Here is a 15217-nt window from a genome sequence, read left to right on the forward strand (position 1 = left end):
GCGGCCCGGACCTGCCGGACCGCCGCTGGACTTACGCAGCCTGCGCGGCGAGCTTCTGAGCCTTCTCGATCGCTTCGTCGATCGAGCCGACCATGTAGAAGGCCGCTTCCGGCAGATGGTCGTACTTGCCCTCGGTCAGGCCCTTGAAGCCCTTGATGGTGTCTTCCAGGGCGACCAGCTTGCCGGGCGAGCCGGTGAACACCTCGGCCACGAAGAACGGCTGGCTGAGGAAGCGCTCGATCTTGCGGGCGCGCGCCACGGTCAGGCGGTCTTCTTCGGAGAGCTCGTCCATGCCCAGGATCGCGATGATGTCCTGCAGCGACTTGTAGCGCTGCAGGATTTCCTGCACGCGGCGGGCGACGGCATAGTGCTCCTCGCCGATCACCTGCGGGTCGAGCATGCGCGACGTGGAGTCGAGCGGGTCCACCGCCGGGTAGATGCCCTTTTCGGCGATCGAGCGGTTGAGCACCGTCGTCGCGTCCAGGTGGGCGAACGAGGTCGCCGGCGCCGGGTCGGTCAGGTCGTCGGCCGGCACGTAGATGGCCTGCACCGAGGTGATCGAGCCCTTGTGCGTGGTGGTGATGCGCTCCTGCATCTGGCCCATGTCGGTGGCGAGCGTCGGCTGGTAACCCACCGCCGACGGGATGCGGCCGAGCAGAGCCGACACTTCCGAACCCGCCTGGGTGAAGCGGAAGATGTTGTCGACGAAGAACAGCACGTCCTGGCCCTTGTCGCGGAAATGCTCGGCGACGGTGAGACCGGTCAGCGCGACGCGGGCGCGGGCACCCGGGGGCTCGTTCATCTGGCCGTAGACCAGGGCGCACTTGGAGCCTTCGGTCGACCCGCCGTGCTCGTGCGGGTCCTTGTTCACGCCCGACTCGATCATCTCGTGATAGAGGTCGTTGCCCTCGCGGGTGCGCTCGCCGACGCCGGCGAACACCGAGTAGCCGCCGTGCGCCTTGGCGATGTTGTTGATCAGCTCCTGGATCAGCACGGTCTTGCCGACGCCGGCGCCGCCGAACAGGCCGATCTTGCCGCCGCGGGCGTAGGGGGCGAGCAGGTCGACGACCTTGATGCCGGTGACGAGGATCTGCGCCTCGGTCGCCTGGTCAACGTAGGACGGCGCGTTCTGGTGAATCGCGCGGGTGCCCTCGCCGACGATCGGGCCGGCTTCGTCCACCGGCTCGCCGATCACGTTCATGATGCGGCCGAGGCAGGCGTCGCCCACCGGCACGGCGATCGGGGCGCCGGTGTCGGTCACGACCTGTCCACGCACCAGGCCCTCGGAGGTGTCCATGGCGATCGTGCGGACGGTGTTCTCGCCGAGGTGCTGGGCGACTTCCAGAACCAGGCGGTTTCCGCCGTTCGTCGTCTCCAGCGCGTTCAGGATTGCCGGCAGGTGTTCGTCGAACTTCACGTCGACGACGGCGCCGATGACCTGGGTGATGCGTCCGACCTTGGTGTCAGCCATCGTTCTCGTCCTTTAAGGTGCGGTTCGGTCAGAGCGCCTCGGCGCCCGAAATGATTTCGATGAGTTCCTTGGTGATCGACGCCTGGCGCGACCGATTGTACTGCAGCGACAGACGGTTGATCATGTCGCCGGCATTCCGGGTCGCGTTGTCCATGGCCGACATGCGGGCGCCCTGCTCGGACGCCGCGTTCTCAAGGAGAGCGGTGAAGATCTGCACCGCGATGGCGCGCGGCAGCAGGTCGTCCAGGATCGCAGCTTCGTCCGGCTCGTAGTCGTAGAGCGCGCCGCCTTGGGACGCGCTCGCCTCGACCACCACCGGCAGCACCTGCTGCGCCGTCGGGATCTGCGCGATCACCGACCGGAACTTGGAATAGAACAGCGTGCAGACGTCGAACTGACCGGCTTCGAACAGCTCCAGGATCTTCGCCTGGATGCCGAGCGCCACGTCGTAGTCGATGGTCTTGATGTTGCGCAGTTCGATCCGCTCGATGATCCGGCCGCCGTGGTCGCGACGAAGGGCATCCGCGCCCTTCTTGCCGACGGTCAGGATCTTGACCTCCTTGCCCTCGGAGAGCAGGCGGTTGATGTGCTCGCGGGCGAGTCGGACGATCTGCGAGTTGAAGCCTCCGCAGAGGCCACGCTCCGCCGTGCAGACCACCAGCAGGTGGACCTGGTTGCGGCCGGTACCGATCATCAGGCGCGGCGCGTCGTCCCGGCCGGCGAAACCGGCGGTCAGGTTGCCGAGCACCTCGGTCATGCGGGTCGCGAACGGGCGAGCGGCCTCGGCCGCCTCCTGCGCGCGGCGAAGCTTCGCCGCGGCGACCATCTGCATCGCCTTGGTGATCTTCTGCGTCGCCTTCACGGAGGCGATGCGGTTCTTCAGATCCTTCAAGCTCGGCATGTCGGCTCCTGCCCCGGACCCTGTGGGGGCGGCACGATGTCGGCGGAAGTCGGCCCGCGGGTCGCGCGGGCCGGAGTGTGGTCGTCAGCTCAGGCGAAGGTCTTGGAGAACGCGGCGATCGCGTCCTTCAGCTTGCCCTTGATGTCGTCGGTGATCTGCTTCTCCGTCCAGATGGCCGAGAGGAGATCGGCGTGCTTGTCGCGCAGGAACCGGAGCAGGCCCTCTTCGAAGGCGCGCACCTTGCCGACCGGCAGCGGATCCAGGTAGCCGTTCACGCCGGCGAAGATCACCGCGACCTGCTCTTCCGTCTTCAGCGGCGAGAACTGCGGCTGCTTCAGGAGTTCCACCAGGCGGGCGCCGCGGTTGAGCAGCTTCTGCGTGGCGGCGTCGAGGTCCGAGCCGAACTGCGCGAAGGCGGCCATCTCGCGATACTGCGCCAACTCGCCCTTGATGGTGCCGGCGACCTGCTTCATCGCCTTGATCTGCGCGGCCGAGCCGACGCGCGACACCGAGAGGCCGACGTTCACCGCCGGGCGGACGCCCTGGTAGAACAGGTTGGTCTCAAGGAAGATCTGGCCGTCCGTGATCGAGATCACGTTGGTCGGGATGTAGGCCGACACGTCGTTGGCCTGCGTCTCGATGACCGGAAGAGCCGTCAGCGAACCGAGGCCGTTTTCCTTGTTGAGCTTGGCCGCGCGCTCCAGAAGGCGGGAGTGCAGGTAGAACACGTCGCCCGGGTAGGCCTCGCGGCCCGGCGGGCGGCGCAGCAGCAGCGACATCTGGCGGTAGGCGACGGCCTGCTTGGAAAGGTCGTCGTAGGCGATCAGGGCATGCATGCCGTTGTCGCGGAAGTACTCGCCGATCGCGCAGCCGGTGAACGGCGCGATGAACTGCATCGGGGCCGGGTCGGACGCGGTCGCCGCGATCACGATCGAGTAGGGCAGCGCGCCGGAGTCTTCCAGGCGCTTGACGAACTGGGCGACCGTGGAACGCTTCTGGCCGATGGCGACATAGACGCAGTAGAGCTTCTGGCCCTCGTCCGTGCCCTGGTTCAGCGGCTTCTGGTTCAGGAAGGTGTCGAGGATGATGGCGGTCTTGCCGGTCTGGCGGTCGCCGATCACCAGTTCGCGCTGGCCGCGGCCGATCGGGATCATGGCGTCGATCGCCTTGATGCCGGTGGACATCGGCTCATGCACGGACTTGCGGGGGATGATGCCCGGGGCTTTCACGTCGACGCGGCGGCGCTCGGTGAACTCGATCGGGCCCTTGCCGTCGATCGGGTTGCCGAGACCGTCGACCACGCGGCCGAGCAGGCCCTTGCCGACCGGCACGTCCACGATGGCGCCGGTCCGCTTGACGGTGTCGCCTTCCTTGATGTCTCGGTCGGCGCCGAAGATCACGACGCCGACGTTGTCGGTTTCAAGGTTGAGCGCCATGCCGCGGATGCCGCCGGGGAACTCGACCATCTCGCCCGCCTGGACGTTGTCGAGCCCGTAGACACGGGCGATGCCGTCACCGACGGAGAGAACCTGGCCGACTTCGGAGACTTCGGCCTCTTGGCCGAAGTTCTTGATCTGCTCCTTGAGGATTGCGGAAATTTCCGCGGCGCGGATGTCCATCAGCCGACCTCTTTCAGTGCGATCTTGAGCTGGTTGAGCTTTGTCTTGAGCGTCGTGTCGATCATGCGGCTGCCGAGTTTCACGACAAGCCCGCCGATGAGCGAGGGATCGACGCTGGCGTTGATGCGGACGGTCTTGCCGGTCTTGGCCGAGAGCGCCGCGGTAAGGTCGGCGATCTGGCCAGCCGTCAGAGGCTCGGCCGAAGTGACGTCCGCCGTCGTCTCGCCGCGCTGGGCGGCGAGCATGGAGCGGTACGCCTTGAACATGGCGGGGACGGCGAACAGGCGCCGGTTGCGGGCGGCCAGCTTGATGAAGTTGGCGACGATCCCGCCGATCCCGGCGCGGTCGAGCACCGCCGTGACGGCGCGCAGCTGGTCGTCCGGCGTGAACACCGGCGAACGGACCAGCCGCTTCAGGTCCCCGCTGTCGGCCAGCAAGGCATCGAAACGCTCCATGTCCGCCGCGGCCGTGTCGAGGGCGCCCGTTTCCTGGGCGAGCTCGAACAGCGCGGTCGCATAACGCTCCGCGACCCCTGAAGTGGTGGACGCCGTTTCGCTCACGGTTGGAGGACCCCCTGTCCGAAGTTCCGGACCCGTCGGGAATACCCCCGGCAAGCCGCTGGAACGCTTGGCGAATTTCGGTGAAACGACGGTCTTGACGTGGTCTAGCCGCCGTAAAATCCGGCCCCGTCTAGCACAGGACCAGAGGTTCCGCAACACGCCCGTCGGATTCGAAGAATCGCGGAAATCCGGGATTTTCCCGGCCATTCGCAGTCGTTTGGGTCGATTCATGGGCCTTTGTGATGGGCATTCCCGGATCTGGATCGGTTTAGACGAAGCTTTGCGGGTCCACGTCGACGAAAACCTCCACGCCGCCGGTCGCCTTGGGTGCGGCACCGAGCCACGCCCGCACCCAGCCGGAAAGGTCGTGGTCGCGCGGCCCGTGCGCCAGCAGGCGGAACCGATGCCGCCCCCGGATCACCGCCAGCGGCGCCTCCGCCGGGCCGAGCACCTCGACCACCGCGCCATGGGGTGCTGCCCGGGCGAGCGCCCGCGCATGGTCCTCCGCCCGCTCGCGCGTCGGCCCCGAGACGATCACCGCCGCCAGCCGCCCGAACGGCGGCATGTGCGCCTGCTCCCGCTCGCGCATCTCCGTGTCGTAGAAGCGGTCGGGGTCGCCCGATACCAGCGCCTGGATCACCGGGTTCTCCGGCGCGTAGGTCTGCAGGATGCCGAACCCCTTGCCGGCGATGCGCCCGGCGCGACCGGTCACCTGCGCCAAGAGCTGGAACGTCCGCTCCGACGCGCGCGGGTCGCCATGGCCGAGACCGAGGTCGGCGTCCACCACACCCACCAGCGTCAGCCGCGGGAAGTTGTGCCCCTTGGCGACCAGCTGCGTGCCGATGATGACATCGCACTCGCCCTTGGCGATCGCCTCCAACTCGGCCCGCAGCCGCTGCACGCCGCCCGCGATGTCCGACGAGAGCACGATCGCACGCTTGTCGGGCAGGAGCTCCTGGAGTTCCTCCGCCACCCGCTCGATGCCGGGGCCGCAGGCGACCAGGCTGTCCATGGTGCCGCAGGACGGACAGCTCTCCGGCCGCGGCTCCATGTGGCCGCAGTGATGGCAGGCGAGCCGACCCCGGAAGCGGTGGTCGACCAGCCAGGTGGAGCAGTTCGGGCACTGAAACCGGTGGCCGCATGACCGGCACAGCGTCAGCGGGGCGTAGCCGCGGCGGTTGAGGAAGAGCAGCGCCTGCTCCCCTCGCTCGGTCGTCTCGCGGATCGCCCGCACCAGCCCCGGCGCCAGGAACCTCCCGCGCGGCGGACCGGCCTTGCGCATGTCGATCGCCGCGATCTCCGGCATCGACTGGCCGGTCGCCCGCGCCGGCAGGAGCACGTTGCCGTAGCGCCCGCGATCCGCGTTGACCTTGGTTTCCAGCGATGGCGTCGCCGAGGCGAGCACCACGGGGATCGATTCGATCCGCCCGCGTACCACCGCCATGTCCCGGGCATGGTAGGTCGCCCACTCCTCCTGCTTGTAGGCGGGGTCGTGCTCCTCGTCGACGACGATCAGGCCTAGCTGCCGGAACGGCAGGAACAGCGCCGAACGGGCGCCGACCACCACCCGCACGCGCCCCTCCGCCACCCCGCGCCAGACCCGCGCCCGGGTCTTCGGCGAGACGTCGGAATGCCACTCCGCCGGCACCGCGCCGAATCGCTCGGAGAAGCGCTCCAGGAAGGCCTTGGTGAGCGCGATCTCCGGCACCAGGATCAGCGCCTGGCCGCCCTGCCGGAGGCACTCGGCCACAACTTCCATGTAGACGTCGGTCTTGCCGGCGCCGGTCACGCCGTCGAGCAGCGTCACCGACGCACCTTTGCCGACCGCGGCCGACAACGTCGCGGCCGCGGCATTCTGCGCGTCCGTCAGCGGCCGCGGATTGAAATCGGGCTCCGGCTCCCGAATCGGCGGCCCCGCCGGCATCTCCACCTCGGCGAGCGTACCCGCCTCCAGCAGCCCGTCCACCACGGACGGCGAGACGCCCGCCGCAGAAGCAAGGCCCGATCGCGTCCAGGCCGCACCCTCGTGCTCGTCCATCAGCGAAAGAAGACGCCGCCGGGCCGGGGTGACCCGCTCCGGCGCCGGTCCCGACCGCACCACGCCGCGGATCGGCGGCTCCGGGTCCAAAGCTTCCGGCGCCCGCAGCGCCATCCGCATCACCATGCCCCGCGGCGTCAGCGTGTATTTCGCCACCCAGTCCACGAACGCGAGCAGGTGGCCGGAGAGCGGCGGGGCGTCGAACACGGTCTCGATCGCCCTGAGCCGATTCGACGACGCGTTGAGGGTCGGCGTCTCCGCGGTCACCACGCCCACCACCTGACGCGGCCCGAGCGGCACCCGCACGATCGAACCGGGAGGCACCTCCACCCCGGGCGGGACGCGGTAGGTGTAGCTCTCCTCGATCGCCACGGGCGTCACCACCTGGACGACGTCGCGCCGGCCGGTCTGCGGCGGCGCGGCATCCCCGAAAAGGTCCAGGGCGGAGGTGACGGTCGGCTTGGACATCGCGCGCGGCGCTCGGCTCGATCGGGCGGGACGGGAATGCGCGGCGGGCCGGAGGGGCCGCTCGTCGGGTGAGACGACAAGCCCCGACAGCGCCGCCTTCCCCTCAGTCGCCTTATCTGGCATGCCTAGCCCATGTCTGCCACCGCCGCGTCCCACGAAATCCTCGTCATCTCCTCCTTTGTCGTGCGCGGCTCGGTCGGCGCACGGGCGGGCTTCATCCTGGAGAGGCTCGGCCATCGCGTCTGGACGATGCCGACGATCATCCTGCCTTGGCATCCCGGCCACGGGCGCGGCCACCGCATCGTGCCGGCGGAGGCCGATTTCGCCGCCATGCTCTCCGATCTCGCCCGCGCGCCCTGGCTCTCCAAAGTCGGCGCGGTCGTCTCCGGCTATCTTGGCGCCGCCTCGCAGGCTGGCCCGATCGCCGACCTCGTCCGGGCGGTCAAGGCCGCCAACCCGGACGCGATCTACCTCTGCGATCCCGTTCTCGGCGATATCGGCAGCCTCTACGTGCCCGAGGACGTCGCCAAGGCCCAGCGCGACATCCTGATGCCCCTCGCCGACCTGATGACGCCCAATGCCTTCGAGGTGGGTTGGCTCACCGGCGGCAAGCCCGAGACCATGGCCGACCTCGTCGCGGCCGCCCGTACTCTTGGCCCCCGCCGCGTCGTCGTCACCTCGGCCCCGGCGATGATGCGCGGCAAGATCGCCACCGCCCTGGTCTCCCCGACCGACGTCATCGTCGCGGAGAACCGACTGGTGGGCGAGGCCCACAGCGGCACTGGCGATCTCTTCGCCGCGCAGTTCCTGTCCGCCCTCCTGACCGGGCGCGGCGACGAGGAGGCCCTCCGCCGGGCCGTCGCCGGCACCTTCGAGGTCGTCGCCCGCAGCGTCCGCGCCGGCGCCGAGGAGCTCGACTTCACCGCCCACCAGGACAGCATCGCCCATCCCGTGGCGGAGGTGGATATCCGCCGCTGGGCCACCCCGCAGAAGCCCGCCCGCCGGCGGGCGGATACCGCCTCGTGATCGTCGCCGGCGTCGACGGTTGTCCGGCCGGCTGGATCGCCGTGCTGCGCGATCTCGACACCGGTGCTGCCGACGTCCGCGTCGTTGCCCGCATCGCCGATCTGCTCGACCGCCCCGGCGAACCGCAGGTGATCGCCGTCGACATGCCGATCGGCCTGCCGGACCGGGTGGCCCTCGGCGGCCGACCGGCCGAACGTGCGGTGCGCGGCATGCTCGGCCCGCGCCAGTCCAGCGTATTCTCCGTTCCTTCCCGCTCTGCCGTGGAGGCGCCGGACTACCCGGCCGCCTGCGCGGCGGCGCGCGCTACCTCCGAGCCGCCTCGGGCCGTCTCCAAGCAGTGCTTCCATCTCTTCCCCAAGATCAGGGAAATCGACGACCTGCTGACTGAACGGGCCGCGCTGGCGGACCGGATCTTCGAGAGCCATCCGGAGGTCGCCTTCACGGTTCTGGGCGGCGGCCAGCCGATGACGCTGCCGAAAAAGATCAAGAGCCGCGTCAACCCGGCCGGCCTGGAGGAGCGCCGCGCCTTCCTGGCCGGCAGGGGCCTGGACCGTTCGCTGCTCGACGCCAGGCCCCCCCGCGGCGCGGCGGCCGACGACCTGCTCGACGCCAGCGTCTGCACGCTCGTCGCCGAACGGCTGGCGGCAGGCGTCGCGATACCCCATCCCGCCGAGGACGTCCGGGACGGCCGCGGCCTGAGGATCGCGATCTGGACCTGACGCAACCTCCGCAAAGCTGCCGTGCGACACTAGTCTTGTGGCATTGCAGCGCGGGGCGATGTACGCGACTTTCCAGACCGACCTTGAGAGAGGGCAAGGAGCGACCATGACGGCCGATACCAGCGCACCGGATCTGCGCCCGCCGCTTCCGGACACCTTCCCCGACCGGCTGACGTCCGGTTACCAGGCGTTCCGCGCCGGACGCTATCCGACCGAGGAGGAGCGCTACCGCCGCCTCGGCGACCGCGGCCAGAAGCCGGAGATCATGATGATCGGCTGCTGCGACAGCCGCGTCTCGCCGGAGGTCATCTTCGACGCCGGCCCGGGCGAGATCTTCGTCGTCCGTAACGTCGCCAACCTCGTCCCGCCCTACAATCCCGACGGCGAGCTGCACGGCACCTCCGCCGCGCTGGAGTTCGGCGTCGTCGCGCTGAAGGTGAAGCACATCGTGGTGATGGGTCACGGCCGGTGCGGCGGCGTGCGCGCCGCCCTCGACGAGATGGACCCGCTCACCCCCGGCGACTTCATCGGCCGCTGGATGTCCATGCTGGCCGAGCCGGCCGAAACGATCCGCTGCAACCACGCGATCCCGGAAGGCTTGCGCTACCGGGCGCTCGAACTGGAGGGGGTCCGCAAGTCGATCCGCAACCTCCTGACCTTTCCCTGCGTCCAGATCCGTCACGCGAAGGGTTCGCTGCGGCTCCACGGCGCCTGGTTCGACGTGTCGGAAGGCGAGCTGCACGTCCTCGATCCCGCCACGGGCGAATTCTCCGTCCTGAAGGACGGCGACCAGCTGATCGGTTGACGCGACACGGCGGCCGCTGGGCTCTTGATCCGGGGGGACGGGGCGGGTAGTGCACTGGCGCACGCGATTTCCAGCGTCCGCACACCGCCAGTTCCCGAGGATCAGAGCCCATGGCCACCAACACCCTCCTTCTTCTGCCCGGCGACGGGATCGGCCCCGAGATCATGGCCGAGGTGAAGGGGCTGATTGCCTTCCTCAACGAGAAGGGCATCGCCTCCTTCGAGACGGACGAGGGGCTTGTCGGCGGCTGCGCCTACGACGCGCACGGCAAGGCGATCTCGGAGGCCGACATGGCCAAGGCGCTGGCCGCGGACGCGGTGCTGTTCGGCGCCGTGGGCGGGCCGAAGTGGGACAGCGTGCCCTATGAGGTGCGGCCGGAAGCCGGTCTGCTGCGCCTGCGCAAGGACCTCGGCTTGTTCGCCAACCTGCGTCCGGCGATCTGCTACCCGGCGCTCGCCGACGCGTCATCGCTGAAGCGCGACGTCGTCGAGGGCCTCGACATCCTGATCGTCCGCGAGCTCACTGGCGGCGTCTACTTCGGCGAGCCGAAGGAGATCGTGACCCTGGAGAACGGCCAGAAGCGCGCCGTCGACACCCAGCTCTACACCACCTCCGAGATCGAGCGGATCGCGCGTGTCGCCTTCGACCTCGCCCGCACCCGCAACAGCCGGGTCGCCTCGGCCGAAAAGCGCAACGTCATGAAGTCCGGCGTGCTCTGGAACCAGGTCGTCACCAAGGTCGGTAAGGAGGAGTTCCCCGACGTCGCGCTCGAGCATGTGCTCGCCGACAACTGCGCCATGCAGCTCGTCCGCTGGCCCAAGCAGTATGACGTCATCGTCTGCGACAACCTTTTCGGCGACATCCTCTCCGACGTGGCCGCGATGCTGACCGGTTCGCTCGGCATGCTGCCGTCCGCTTCGCTGGGTGCACCGGACGCCAAGACCGGCAAGCGCAAGGCGCTCTACGAGCCAGTGCACGGCTCCGCACCGGATATCGCCGGCAAGGGCATCGCCAACCCGATCGCCATGATCGCCTCCTTCGCCATGGCCTTGCGCTACTCCTTCGGGCTCGTCGATCTCTCCGACAAGCTGGACCAGGCGATCGCCGCGGTCCTTGCGCGCGGCCTGCGCACCCGCGACATCGGCGGCGAAGGCGTAACACTTGTTTCTACCGCCGAAATGGGCGACGCGATCCGCACCGAATACGCCCGCCATCTCGGCTGAACCGGCAGCCCTGCCGGCTCACGAAAATGTCAGTCGAGGGGGACTCCCCAACCGGGTGGCCCTACCCGACATATCGGTCAGGCGGCGCCGCTCCTGTTTCGGTAGTGCCCCCCGTCTCGCCGAGGACGGCCCGCCACGCTGGAGATCCCTCCCAGCGACGCGTCTGTCAAAGGACGCCGCGCCCAGTCTCCCCCGGGACTGGGCGCTTCCTTTTTGCCCGTCCGCCGTTAACGCTAACCGTCAATGAACGCAGCCCAGGCGGGGCGGCAACTTGACAAAACTACCACGCGCGATCGACGCTCTCCGAAGTTGAACTTGGGGGACCGGATGCACTTGCGCTCGCCTTGGTGGCGCCCGGCGGGCCTGCTGTCGGTCTCGCCCGCGGTGATCTTCCTGTGGAATGCCTTGTTGCAGCCGGGCACCCCGGTCGGCATCGAGACCCACGTCCTCGCCGATCCCTACGAGGAGAACGTGGAGGTCCGCCTGTACGTCGGCGTCGGTGCGAGCGACGACGGGGACGACCGGCAGCTCGCCCACTTCGTCGAGCACCTGGTCTTCCTGAAGGATCGGCCGCCCGAAGCCTTCCGCCCGCTCGCCCTGCCCGGCGTCAGCAACAACGCCTTTACCACTGCAACCCAGACCTTTTTCATCTTCCGCGGCGGTTCCGACGACCTGCCGGAGATGGTGGACGCCGCCGCTGCCGTTCTCGATCCCCTCGACGTCGACCCCGATCAGGCCCGGCGCGAGCGCAAGGTCGTCGCGCGCGAACTCGACTGGCGTTACCGCACCGACCCGTTCGGCGGCCTCAACCAGCAGATCACTGCGGCGCTCTACGCAGGCCACCCGTTCGGCCGGGCGGCAGAACTCGACCGGATCGACCTCGACGGGCTGACGCTGGAGGAGGCCGCAGCCTTCCATCAAGCGTGGTACACGGTTCCGAACGCGCATCTCGTGATCACCGGCGCCGTCGATCCGACCGAAGCCCGCCGCCTCGCCGCCGCAGCCTTCGCAAGCCGGCCGTCTGCCCCGCCGCCGGAGCGGCCCGCCCTCGGCAGTCTCCCCCTGCCCGGCGGAGCGGAGCGGATCAGCGTCGTCGTCGAGGGGATCGAACGGCCCCGCCTCCGCATTGCCGCGATCGCCCCGGTCAGCGGCGACGCGGCGAGCCTGCAGGCCGATGCCGAAGTGCTCAACCGGGTTCTCGGCGGCAACCTGCCGGGCGCGCTCGCAACTGTGCTGCGCGACGACAACGGGATGACCCTGGCCTCCGGCGTCGACATCCGCTTCTTCGTGCCGATGCCCGGCTGGGTGCATCTCGACATCGACGTCACGCTCGCCGTCGGGGCGGACGCCGCGGATGTCGAATTCAAGACGCGGTCCTGGCTGGGCGGGCATCGCGCCGCGATGATTGACGAGACCGCCTTCTACCGCATGAGGGCCCGTGCGGTCCGCGAGGCCGAGCAGATGGCCTCCGACGTGTCCGCACGTGGTGCCGACCTGGGCACCGCCATGGCCATGCTGCCGCCCGACACCGCCCTCGGCTGGGGACGCAGCCTCGGCGAGGCGGGTCCGCTCACCGCCCGCCGGATCCTGCGTGCCATCGCCGATCCCCATCGGATCGTGACCGGCTGGATGATGCCGGGTTCGACCCCGACGACGGTCGGAGCCGTCCAATGATCCGGCTCCTCCTCATCGTGCTCCTGATCGCCGCGGCCCCCTCGCTGTCCATGGCTGGATCCCCGCAGCCGGACGGCGCGACGGTCGGCACCGCCAAGTCGCCCGCCGGCATCGCTTATCGCTGGCTTCAGAGGCCCGAGGCCACTTATGTCGCACTGGCCGTCGCATGGCGCGGCGGCGTGTTGCAGGATCCGCCCGACCAGCCAGGACTGTCGCAGATCGCCAGCGCCGCTCTGATGGCATCCCCGGTGGACGACGTGACTGTCGACCGGATCCAGGACATGCTGGGCGATGCCGATGCTCGGCTTGAGCTCTGGCCCGAGGCGGCGACGGTCAACGCCACCCTGGTCGCACCCGTCGCCGATACGGAATGGGCGATCCGGGTTCTCGCCGCACGCCTGTTCGAGAGCGACCTCGACCAGTCCGTGGTCGATCACCTCGCCCGGAACCGCGCCGCCGCCCTGCGGGAGTGGAGGGCCAGCCGGGAGGGCGCCGCCGAGGTCGCCTTCTTCGACGCCGTCCTGGCCGACCGGTCCGCGTCCTACCGCGCGGCGCTCGCCGCATCGGCGGATGCCCACCCCGCCGTCACGGTCGCCGACATCCAGCGTTGGCGCGGCCGCCAGCTGGTCCGCCTCAAGGCCGTGGTGACGGTCGTCGCGCCCTTTGGTCCGGACGAGATCGGTCCGCTGGTCGACATTCTCCTCGCTGGTCGCCCAGCCGGCCGCAAGCCGCGGCCCATCGACCTGCCGCAGCTTCGCAGCACCATCCCCGGCCTGGTGACGCTGAAATCCGCCGCACCCGGCAATCCCTTCGTCCTGGTCGGCAGCCCATACCTCGACCAGCCGGCGCTGCAGGCCAGCCGGCTCTCCGCCCTGGTCGCCGGCGGCGAGGCCAGCCGCCTCGACATGTCGCTGCGCGGTGAAGCCGGCCGGACCTACGGCTTCCTGTCCGGCGTCAAGGTCGCCGGGCGGATGGGCGCGGTGATCGCTTCCGGCCACGTGGCGCCGGAGGACCTGGACGACACGATCGCCCGCATCAACGCCGCCTGGACCCGCTTGCGCGAGGAGGGGCCGACGCCCGCCGAGATCGCCAACATGAAGGTGCTGATGGCGCGCGAACTCAATCCGATGCGGACGCCGAGCCTGCGCCTCGCCCAGCGTATGCTGGCCCACGCGCTCGAAGGCCGCCCCCCGGATACCATCTTCGATACCGCCGCGGAGATCGACGCCGTGGACCTTGCCGACAGGTCCGTGCGGCTGAAACTGATGCCCGAGCGCCCGGTCGTCGTGGTGGTCCGCTGACCCCTTCCGAAGCGCGGCCTCGGCCTGTAACGTCCGCCCGCTCCCATCGGATCGACGAGGCCTGGACATGACCGCGGCGTTGACTGTCGCCACCTGGAACATCAACTCCGTGCGCATGCGCCGCCTGATCGTCGAGCGTCTCCTGGAGCACGAAGCGCCGGACGTCCTTTGCCTTCAGGAGACCAAGTGCGGCGACGCCCAGTTCCCGTCGGCCGCCTTCCGCAAGATCGGCTATCCCTACGTGGCCGTGAACGGCGGCAAGGGCGGCTACCACGGGGTCGCCATCGTCTCCCGGCTACCGTTCGAAGCGGTGGAGATCCGCTCCTTCTGCAACAAGGGCGATCCGCGGCACGTCGCCGTGGTCCTCGAGCATGCCGGACGCCGTCTGCGCGTGCACAACTTCTATGTGCCCGCCGGCGGCGACGAGCCCGACCGCGAGCGCAATCCGAAGTTCGCCCACAAGATGGACTTCCTCGCCGAGATGGCCGCCTGGCTCCCCGCCGCCTCGCCGGACTGCCCGGACGTGATCGTCGGCGATCTCAACGTCGCGCCCTACGAGACCGACGTCTGGTCCCACAAGGCATTGATCCGCGTCGTGAGCCACACCCCCGAGGAATGCGCCGCGCTGGAGAAGGTCCGGCAGGCCGGCGGCTGGGTCGACCTTTGCCGCGCTGCCGTCCCGATGAACGAGCGGATCTACACCTGGTGGAGCTATCGGGCGAAGGATTGGCGTGGCGCGGACAAGGGCCGCCGGCTGGATCACATCTGGGCCCATCCGGAGCTGGCTGCCCGGTCCGCCGGGTTCCGCATCCTGAAGGACGCCCGCGACTGGGACCGCCCGTCCGACCACGTCCCGGTGATGGCCACCTTCGACCTCTCCTGACGGAACGTCAGCCGCCGCCCGGCTCCTCGATCGACTTCAGCCGCCCAGCCACCTTGGCAAGCGCCTGGTTGGTCTCCTCCAGTCTGGAGAAGAAACGCGTCTGGATGGAGACCGCGACGTCGGGGAACTCTTCCAGCATGCGGCGGAACAGCACCCGGCGGATCTGGATCACCTCCACGGGCCCCACCGCGACCGCGGTCGCCGGGCGCACCCCTTCGACGATCAGCGAGAGTTCTCCGACGAGCGCGCCGCGCTCCACGATCGTCACCGGCTGCTCGGTGTCCGAGCCTTCCGTGTGGATCGCCACCTTGCCCGACGAGACCACGTAGCCCGAATCCGCCCAGTCGCCCGCCGAGAACAGCCGTTGGCCGTCCCGGAAGCTGCGATTCTCCGCAGAAAAAGCGAGCAGTCGCAGCTTCTCCTCGGAGAAGCCGGAAAGCAGCGGCAGTTGCTGGAGAAGTCGGACGTCTGTTTCTAGGCTCATTCCGTCTCAGCCTGCCCGGTCCGTGGGGATCGGGCAATGGGGCAG

General features: G+C 69.3%; 13 protein-coding genes. 7 read left to right on the forward strand and 6 right to left on the reverse strand.

Features of this window, described 5'->3' with window-relative positions; translation table 11 throughout:
* Nucleotides 1-31: 31 nt before the first annotated feature.
* The 5 genes from atpD to HZ321_RS07615 form a co-directional block, all read right to left on the reverse strand.
* Nucleotides 32-1471 (reverse strand): F0F1 ATP synthase subunit beta, encoded by a 1440-nt coding sequence (atpD, locus tag HZ321_RS07595; protein ID WP_181701570.1) that lies wholly within the window; start codon nucleotides 1469-1471, stop codon nucleotides 32-34.
* Nucleotides 1472-1499: 28 nt separating this feature from the next.
* Nucleotides 1500-2372, reverse strand: coding sequence for a F0F1 ATP synthase subunit gamma (locus HZ321_RS07600; protein ID WP_181701571.1), 873 nt, complete (start codon nucleotides 2370-2372; stop codon nucleotides 1500-1502).
* Between the two features lie 89 nt (nucleotides 2373-2461).
* Nucleotides 2462-3991, reverse strand: a complete 1530-nt coding sequence (gene atpA, locus HZ321_RS07605; protein WP_181701572.1) for a F0F1 ATP synthase subunit alpha — start codon at nucleotides 3989-3991, stop codon at nucleotides 2462-2464.
* Nucleotides 3991-4551: a F0F1 ATP synthase subunit delta gene (locus tag HZ321_RS07610; protein WP_181701573.1), complete on the reverse strand. Its 561-nt coding sequence runs from the start codon at nucleotides 4549-4551 to the stop codon at nucleotides 3991-3993. Before HZ321_RS07610 ends, atpA begins: the two co-directional genes overlap by 1 nt.
* 268 nt (nucleotides 4552-4819) lie before the next feature.
* A complete protein-coding gene (locus HZ321_RS07615; RefSeq protein WP_181701574.1) occupies nucleotides 4820-7057 on the reverse strand; it encodes a primosomal protein N' in 2238 nt (745 codons plus the stop codon).
* Nucleotides 7058-7189: 132 nt separating this feature from the next.
* On the opposite strand from HZ321_RS07615, the gene pdxY reads away from it, so the two are divergent.
* The 7 genes from pdxY (at nucleotide 7190) to HZ321_RS07650 (ending at nucleotide 14688) form a co-directional block, all read left to right on the forward strand.
* Nucleotides 7190-8083 (forward strand): pyridoxal kinase, encoded by an 894-nt coding sequence (gene pdxY, locus HZ321_RS07620; protein ID WP_181701575.1) that lies wholly within the window; start codon nucleotides 7190-7192, stop codon nucleotides 8081-8083.
* The gene (locus HZ321_RS07625; RefSeq protein WP_181701576.1) at nucleotides 8080-8802 is read left to right on the forward strand and encodes a DUF429 domain-containing protein; all 723 of its coding nucleotides are present in this window, start codon (nucleotides 8080-8082) and stop codon (nucleotides 8800-8802) included. Before pdxY ends, HZ321_RS07625 begins: the two co-directional genes overlap by 4 nt.
* Nucleotides 8803-8908: 106 nt before the next feature.
* A complete protein-coding gene (locus HZ321_RS07630; RefSeq protein ID WP_181701577.1) occupies nucleotides 8909-9607 on the forward strand; it encodes a carbonic anhydrase in 699 nt (232 codons plus the stop codon).
* Between the two features lie 110 nt (nucleotides 9608-9717).
* On the forward strand, nucleotides 9718-10830 hold the full coding sequence (gene leuB, locus HZ321_RS07635) for a 3-isopropylmalate dehydrogenase (protein ID WP_181701578.1): 1113 nt from the start codon (nucleotides 9718-9720) through the stop codon (nucleotides 10828-10830).
* Between the two features lie 333 nt (nucleotides 10831-11163).
* Entirely contained in the window at nucleotides 11164-12504 is a 1341-nt protein-coding gene (locus HZ321_RS07640) for a M16 family metallopeptidase (RefSeq protein ID WP_181701579.1), read from the forward strand.
* Nucleotides 12501-13805, forward strand: coding sequence for a M16 family metallopeptidase (locus HZ321_RS07645; RefSeq protein WP_181701580.1), 1305 nt, complete (start codon nucleotides 12501-12503; stop codon nucleotides 13803-13805). Before HZ321_RS07640 ends, HZ321_RS07645 begins: the two co-directional genes overlap by 4 nt.
* Nucleotides 13806-13872: 67 nt before the next feature.
* Nucleotides 13873-14688: an exodeoxyribonuclease III gene (locus HZ321_RS07650; RefSeq protein WP_181701581.1), complete on the forward strand. Its 816-nt coding sequence runs from the start codon at nucleotides 13873-13875 to the stop codon at nucleotides 14686-14688.
* Nucleotides 14689-14695: 7 nt separating this feature from the next.
* Here the strand turns inward: HZ321_RS07650 and HZ321_RS07655 are convergent, their stop codons facing one another.
* Entirely contained in the window at nucleotides 14696-15172 is a 477-nt protein-coding gene (locus HZ321_RS07655) for a cyclic nucleotide-binding domain-containing protein (RefSeq protein WP_181701582.1), read from the reverse strand.
* Between the last annotated feature and the right edge of the window lie 45 nt (nucleotides 15173-15217).

The organism is Chthonobacter albigriseus (assembly GCF_013839445.1).
Lineage (GTDB): Bacteria > Pseudomonadota > Alphaproteobacteria > Rhizobiales > Pleomorphomonadaceae > Chthonobacter > Chthonobacter albigriseus.